The organism is Shewanella sp. 0m-6 (assembly GCF_052977325.1).
Genome location: NZ_JBRIMD010000040.1, coordinates 21,500 through 28,016 on the forward strand (window position 1 = coordinate 21,500; position 6,517 = coordinate 28,016).

Sequence of the window (6,517 nt, forward strand, 5' to 3'; positions counted from 1 at the left end):
ATGTGGGCGTTATGCATATAAGGATGTTCAATGAAGCCGTATTTTATATTAATAAGTTTGTTTTTTTCTTTTCAGGTATTCGCTACTGACATTGTTAAAATTCACGCTCCTGTCGCAGAGTCATTTAATTGTACTGAGCATTGGGATGGTCAATTTAAGTATGCGGGGGATGCTCTAGGTACTGACTGTGTAGTCCAAGACTTTTACAAGTCAGGTGAACGTTTATTTATGAGAACATTTAAAGACAACGGACATAAAAATGAAGATTGGTATGGCTTTGGTAAGAATGTATTAGCTCCATGTGATTGTACTGTTGAATCTATTAATAAAAATAATATAACAAATGAACCAGGAATTATGACTCCTGGCAGAGCGGGTTCAATATCGTTTAAAAAAGCTGATGGAACTATAGTTCTTATCGCACATATTGATAACATCAATGTATCTACTGGGGACATTGTCAAAGCTGGTAAAGTTGTAGCGACCATTGGTAATAATGGCTATAGCCGTAACCCTCATTTACATATTGCTGCATGGAAGGAAAAGCAACCTCTGCAAATTCGTTTTGACCAAAAAACAATAGACTTAAAATCTCGTGAAGAAAGCGGTGAGTAATGCATAACAAGCTGTTAAACAAAGACAAAAAACAGTTGGCTTTTGCTCCTTCGTCGCTATTTTAGCCAACTATTTTTTGCCTGTTAACAGGGCGTTATATTCCTAGAGTTTCATCAACATGGAGAGTTATAAATGAGAGTATTGTTTTTTAGTATTGTTTTACTTTGTTCAAAGTTTTCACTTGCATCAGGTTTAATGTTAGCTGAGGAAGTTAAGTTACAGTCCAATTCACTTGGGGAAGAAAGAAACTTATTAATAAAACTTCCAAAGAACTATCACAATGAAGAGAAATCATACCCTGTACTATATGTACTTCACGGTCAATGGGATATGCTTTCAACTTTATCGACTCTTGATCTTTTGGAAGATCAAATTCCAAACTTTATAGTTGTCGGTATCGAAAGTAGAGGAAAAGAACTTAGTCCTGAAAATGGAAAAACAACACCCTTTGCTAACTTTCTAGCAAAAGAAGTCGTTTCATATATTAATGAAAATTATCGAGTTGCAGCTTATAGCATTTTGTCTGGGCACTCCAATTCAGGGCGCTTCGTGTTGGATTATTGGTTAAGTGACAATCCAGTTTTTTCGAAATACTTTGCTTTTAGCCCCTCTCTTGACGATGGCTACATCGTAGACAAAGTATCTAAATCGAATTCTGAAGTTTTAAAAAGAAGAGCACCTCTTACGATCACCATCGCAAATGAAGGTGAACATATGCAAAACCCTTTTATAGAATTAACTAAGAAGCTAAGTAAACTATCAAAAGGTTCTTTTGAATTCCAAAAATTCCCAGACCAATCTCACAGAACCACTAAACATCCTTCGATGCAGTATGCTTTACAATCAGCATTCGCTGGCTGGGAACCGACTTATGAAGTAAAAATATCAGGGCTAGATGGCTTAAAAGAACATTACTCTGATTTATCTAAAAAGTATGGATTTAAAGTACCTATTCCTACAGAAACCTTACAAAAATTAACCGCTCATTATGCAATTTCTGAAAATGCGACTGAAGAACTTAATAAACATATAGCTTTCACAATTAATCAATCATCAGAAGGTATAGACTCATTATTTGAAATATCTGAGTATTTGTCTAGTAATGGGTATAAAGAGGCAGGTGAAATTATTCTAAATGAAATATGTAATCAGTCTAAAAATAATCAAAGATGCAGTGGCTAGAGCGGAATATTACAAGCTGTTTAAGCGCGGGACTGCTAAAGTTTGGCTCGGTTTCGCTTCGCTACACATTTTAGCCAAACATTAATCAGCCCCTTAACAGGGCGTTATATGCAAAAAGGAGTTTCGTATGAATATCGATGCAACAATTCTAGGCCAATTTATTTTCATATCTATGATCGTAATAACTGGCTTAAGCTTTTATCTAGGTAAACGTAAAACCCAAAATGTTAAAACAACAACCTTTATTGGTTTTTTACTGTCATTTATGCCGCCATTAGGTTTGATTTTTGTGGCAGTTTTGGCACTTAAGAATGATGTTATAAATAATACTGCATCTAATATTTAGGTGCTTAATTGCATATAACAAGTTGCTCAGCAGGACAAATAACAGTTGGCTGCGCTTCGCGCATTATAGCCAACCATTATTTGCCCATTAGCAAAGCGTTAGATGTTCTCAAGGAGGAGTCACCATGCGATTCGAGAAGTTAATTAAAAAAAGTACAGCTTTGTTTCTGATATTAATAAGTAACGGAAGCTATGCAGATACAATAATTGAAGTTAAGGCTCAGCCAAATAAAGGTTTTTCTTTTCCGTTCTTATTAAAAATCCCTTCGAATATCGACACAAATTACTTGGTTGTTGAAACTAACAATACAGGCGCTGTTTCTGATGATTTCGATGTACATTATCAAAGCGCTAAAAAGGCTATCGTGGGAAATGCTGTAGGTCCATGGGTTGCAAAAAAGTTAAACTCTCCAATAATGATCCCTGTATTTCCTCGTTCAAAAACTGATTGGGAAATATATACTCACGCATTAGACCGGGACACATTGTTAGTAGAGTCAGGGAAATTAAAAAGATTAGACCTTCAATTATTGGCAATGATCTCACAGGCAAAAAAAATACTAGCTAATCACTCAGTAAAAATAAAAGACAAAGTTATCTTAACTGGTTTTTCTGCTTCAGGAAGTTTAGCTAACCGTTTTTCAATGTTACACCCTGAAAGTCTTCAGTTAGTCGTTGCTGGCGGATTAAATGGAATTTTGATGTTACCTGCCGATAAAGTCTCTGATGAGAAGTTAAATTACCCTTTAGGCGTTAATGACTTTAAAAATATTACAGGTAGAGATTTTAGTAAAACTAAATGGGCATCTTTACCGCAATTTTTGTTTATGGGCGAAAATGATACCAATGATGCTGTGAAATATGATGATGCATACTCCGATGCAGAAAGAAAAACTATTCACTCAGTGTTAGGTAAAAATATGCAACCTGAACGTTGGACTAAATGCCAAGATATTTACCAAGCAAACGATGTAAATGTTGTTTTTCATACATATGAAGACATTGGGCATGGTACTAACTTAAAAATTCATAATGATATTCTTAGTTTTGTAAAAGAGAATATCTAACAAGTCATTTCAGCAGGACAAATTACAGTTGGCTTTTTGTTGGTGGCTCACTTATTTTAGCCAACAATTATTTGCCTCTTAATGAGGCGTTACCGAATATCCGCGTACCATACATTCTGTCCAAAAATGAGTTTGTAACATCTGAGACACTTTGTGAACACCAAGGGACTTTGTCGTATCTTAACTACCAACCGATTTTGTCGGTTTGCTTTCACGAAGAACACGGAGGTAAAGCTTAAGCTGTTAAAAGGCTTGCGTTGTTGTCTTTCTTTGTTGTCTGCGGGTCCTGGGTGGTGAGCGGCTTTAATCCTAATGTGATTTTAGCGCTATTAGCCTTTAATAAAGCAGCTGAAACAGCTACTTTTGTCGCTATGAATAGATTATTCTCTGTCGGTAACCTTTTGAATTGGATCGAGTCAAATGCTTTGGACAATAGCCGAGAAGTTAACAAAGAGCGGTGTGCAAACGGGGGCATTACTGCCGTTAACGGATGCTGATACATTAATTGAACTCGATGGAATCAACTATGTAGGCAACATAGTCACAGAGAACATGGCGAAAAAGCATCAGCCGCAGGTGTCGCTACATGATCCTTTTCTTGCTCCTTATGATCCCGCACTTTATATTGGTGAGATTGGTTCAGAGCATGTCTGTTTACTGAACAAATTTCCGATTATCACTCCACATATATTGATCTGTGCTAAAGAATGTCTTTCGCAAACATCGGCTTTGAGACTAGTCGACTTTAAGGCGTGGATTCAGGGCTTTTCTTCAGCGGATACGCTGGGTTTTTTTAATGCCGGGCATGATGCTGGGGCTAGCCAAATGCACCGTCATATGCAAATAGTGAAGACGCCAATCACATTAGAAGCCTTAATACTCTCAGGCAAATTGCCCTTTAAGCATTATCTATTTCAATTTGAACATTTAGATGCTCAATTGTTGATACAGCATTATAACGCCGCGATGCTTAAGTTTGGCCGCTATAAAGCGACCTTGACTGACGGCGCCGCCGATTGCTTACCTTATAATATTTTATTGACTCAGGGCTGGATGTTAATCGTGCCACGATCTACCAATGTGGTGGGTACTGTGTCTGGTCACGGTCTGTGTTATAGCGGTCGATTTCTCGTTAACTCAGAACAGCAGCTTTGTTGGTTAACTGAGTATGGTTTTTTGCAGTTCCTTACGGAATGTGGTTACCCAATTGAGCAGTAGAGAGATCTTGATTAGATTTAGGTTAAAACATGGTTGTTTTTTAGCTTGTTGTGATTAAATCAGACTGTGGTTAAATTAATCAGTAATTAAATTAGCCCATGGATTTAAAGGGCTTTTGATTTAAAGGACTTTTGATTTAACGAGCTTTTGATTTAAAGAGCTTTTGATTTAAAGAACTTTTGATTTAAAGAACTTTTGATTTAAAAAACTTTGGATTCAACGAGCTTTAGATTTAAATAGCAGGGAATGGACCGTTTTAAATAAGCAGTCCATCCACATAATCAATAAGCACATTAAGAATCAAACTTAGCGATATCGGCTTCATCGGCGCCATCATTACACTCACCACGGATCATTCCACGGTCGTACTGAATACTGCGGCTCAGTTCGATATATCCCTCTTTGCAGTAGCCGGTCATTTCAATGGTTTGTTGTAAACCATGCTCAATCTTCTCTGTCCACATCGTTAAATCTGGCCCTTGATATCGTTTGTTAGCACGAGAACGCTTCTTTTGGTTTGAGCGCACCTCGTGTGGTAAAGCTTGGCTTTGTGGTGTTTCCATGGTGAGAATGGCGCGGTAAGTAAATAGCTTTAAACCATTACCTTTAATATCGGTTCTAAAAGAGTCACTGACTTGGCCTGCAAATTTTTCGGGCTCGATATCAGGCTGGCTGCTACACGCGCTGAGCAAGCTACTGAGTACGACGACAAAAGACAATGTTGTTAAGCGCATAAGATTTTTTGTTCTAATTATAGGTTTATACGGGCCAGCATAACGTATATTGAAGTAAGTTAGCAGCGAGATTACAGGATTTTACAGTTCATGGACGCAGGTTTAATCGATTTCTGGCATAGACGGCTGAGCGACATTAACTGGACCTTTTCCAGTGGGGATATCGCCACATTGCTGATCTTAGCCTTATGGGTTTGGGTGATTTACCCAAGCGATGAGCTGGTTCAGTTATTGAGGACTCCCGCTAAGCAAACCCATGTTTTGATGGCAAGCATAGCGCTAACCGGTTTGTGGCTGATGAACGCCAGTGTCACGCCGGGGATCCATGTTCACTTTCTAGGCTTAGTGGTGTTAATGCTGATGTTTGGTTGGCGCTTGGCCAGCTTAATAGCGTTATTGCCAACACTATTTTTTGCTCTATTTGTCTTTAAACAGCCCGCAGTATTCGCTATCTATGGGCTGCTTGGGGTGTGTTTGCCTCTCTTTTGCTGTTTCTTGGTGTACAGCCTGGTATTTAAGTACTTACCCCATCATCTGTTTATCTATATTTTTTGCGGCGCGTTTATCAACGGCTTTTTATCTATTTTGTTTCATATTTTTGCTTGGGCGACGTGGTTATCGTTCACCACTAAATACGACTGGGCGTATTTGAGTCATAACTATTTAGTGCTTATTGGGCTGTTAGGTTTTCCTGAAGCCTTGCTCAATGGCATGGCAATTACCTTGCTGGTGGTATACCGGCCCGAATGGCTTTATGACTATTCAGACAGAACTTATCTGTGGAAGAAATAGTTTTTTGTAGAAGGGCGCTTCGCTTTGAGAGCGGACTACGTCCGGCTAGTGGAGAGGTTAGAGCGCTAGGCTTCTAGATAAGGCTGTTAGGTATGGCTTCTCGGTAAGGCTTATGTAGGTTGGGATTTAGCCCATCGATGTTGTATCTGAATGAACGACAATTGACGGCATAAATACCGACCTACAATGGCCATTTGCCTCTAGAACGGGTAGCGTCCGGTTAGGGGATAGTTTAGAGCGCTAGGTTTCTAGATAAGGCTTATAGGTATGGCTTCTCGGTAAGGCCTATGTAGGTTGGGCTTTAGCCCATCAGTGTTGTATTTGAATGTAAGATAATTGACGGCATAAATACCGACCTACAATGGCTATTTTCTTCTAGAACGGACTACGTCCGGCTAGTGGAGAGGTTAGAGCGCTAGGCTTCTAGATAAGGCTTATAGGTATGGCTTCTCGGTAAGGCCTATGTAGGTTGGGCTTTAGCCCATCGGTGTTGTATTTGAATGTAAGATAATTGACGGCATAAATACCGACCTACAATGGCTATTTTCTTCTAGAACGGACTAC

At 38.8% G+C, this 6,517-nt stretch carries 7 protein-coding genes; 6 read left to right on the plus strand and 1 reads right to left on the minus strand.

All coding sequences use genetic code 11. The features are described from left to right. Positions 1-30: 30 nt before the first annotated feature. From ACVBJC_RS19235 to ACVBJC_RS19255, 5 genes are all read left to right on the plus strand, one after another. Entirely contained in the window at positions 31-615 is a 585-nt protein-coding gene (locus tag ACVBJC_RS19235; protein ID WP_447162533.1) for a M23 family metallopeptidase, read from the plus strand. 132 nt (positions 616-747) lie between these two features. Beyond that, positions 748-1,797 (plus strand): alpha/beta hydrolase, encoded by a 1,050-nt coding sequence (locus tag ACVBJC_RS19240; RefSeq protein WP_447162534.1) that lies wholly within the window; start codon positions 748-750, stop codon positions 1,795-1,797. A gap of 127 nt (positions 1,798-1,924) precedes the next feature. Continuing rightward, positions 1,925-2,143 carry a hypothetical protein gene (locus ACVBJC_RS19245; protein ID WP_447162535.1) on the plus strand — a complete coding sequence of 73 codons (219 nt, stop codon included), beginning with the start codon at positions 1,925-1,927 and terminating at the stop codon, positions 2,141-2,143. 124 nt (positions 2,144-2,267) lie between these two features. Next, positions 2,268-3,209 (plus strand): hypothetical protein, encoded by a 942-nt coding sequence (locus ACVBJC_RS19250; RefSeq protein ID WP_447162536.1) that lies wholly within the window; start codon positions 2,268-2,270, stop codon positions 3,207-3,209. A gap of 420 nt (positions 3,210-3,629) precedes the next feature. Next, positions 3,630-4,427 carry a phosphorylase gene (locus tag ACVBJC_RS19255; protein WP_447162537.1) on the plus strand — a complete coding sequence of 266 codons (798 nt, stop codon included), beginning with the start codon at positions 3,630-3,632 and terminating at the stop codon, positions 4,425-4,427. A 293-nt stretch (positions 4,428-4,720) separates the two neighbouring features. Here ACVBJC_RS19255 and ACVBJC_RS19260 read toward each other — a convergent pair whose 3' ends face one another. Continuing rightward, positions 4,721-5,161, minus strand: a complete 441-nt coding sequence (locus ACVBJC_RS19260) for a hypothetical protein (RefSeq protein ID WP_447162538.1) — start codon at positions 5,159-5,161, stop codon at positions 4,721-4,723. Between the two features lie 90 nt (positions 5,162-5,251). Here ACVBJC_RS19260 and ACVBJC_RS19265 point away from each other — a divergent pair, with 90 nt between their 5' ends. Next, complete coding sequence (locus ACVBJC_RS19265; protein ID WP_447162539.1) at positions 5,252-5,953, plus strand: energy-coupling factor ABC transporter permease; 702 nt, start codon at positions 5,252-5,254, stop codon at positions 5,951-5,953. Positions 5,954-6,517: the final 564 nt, after the last annotated feature.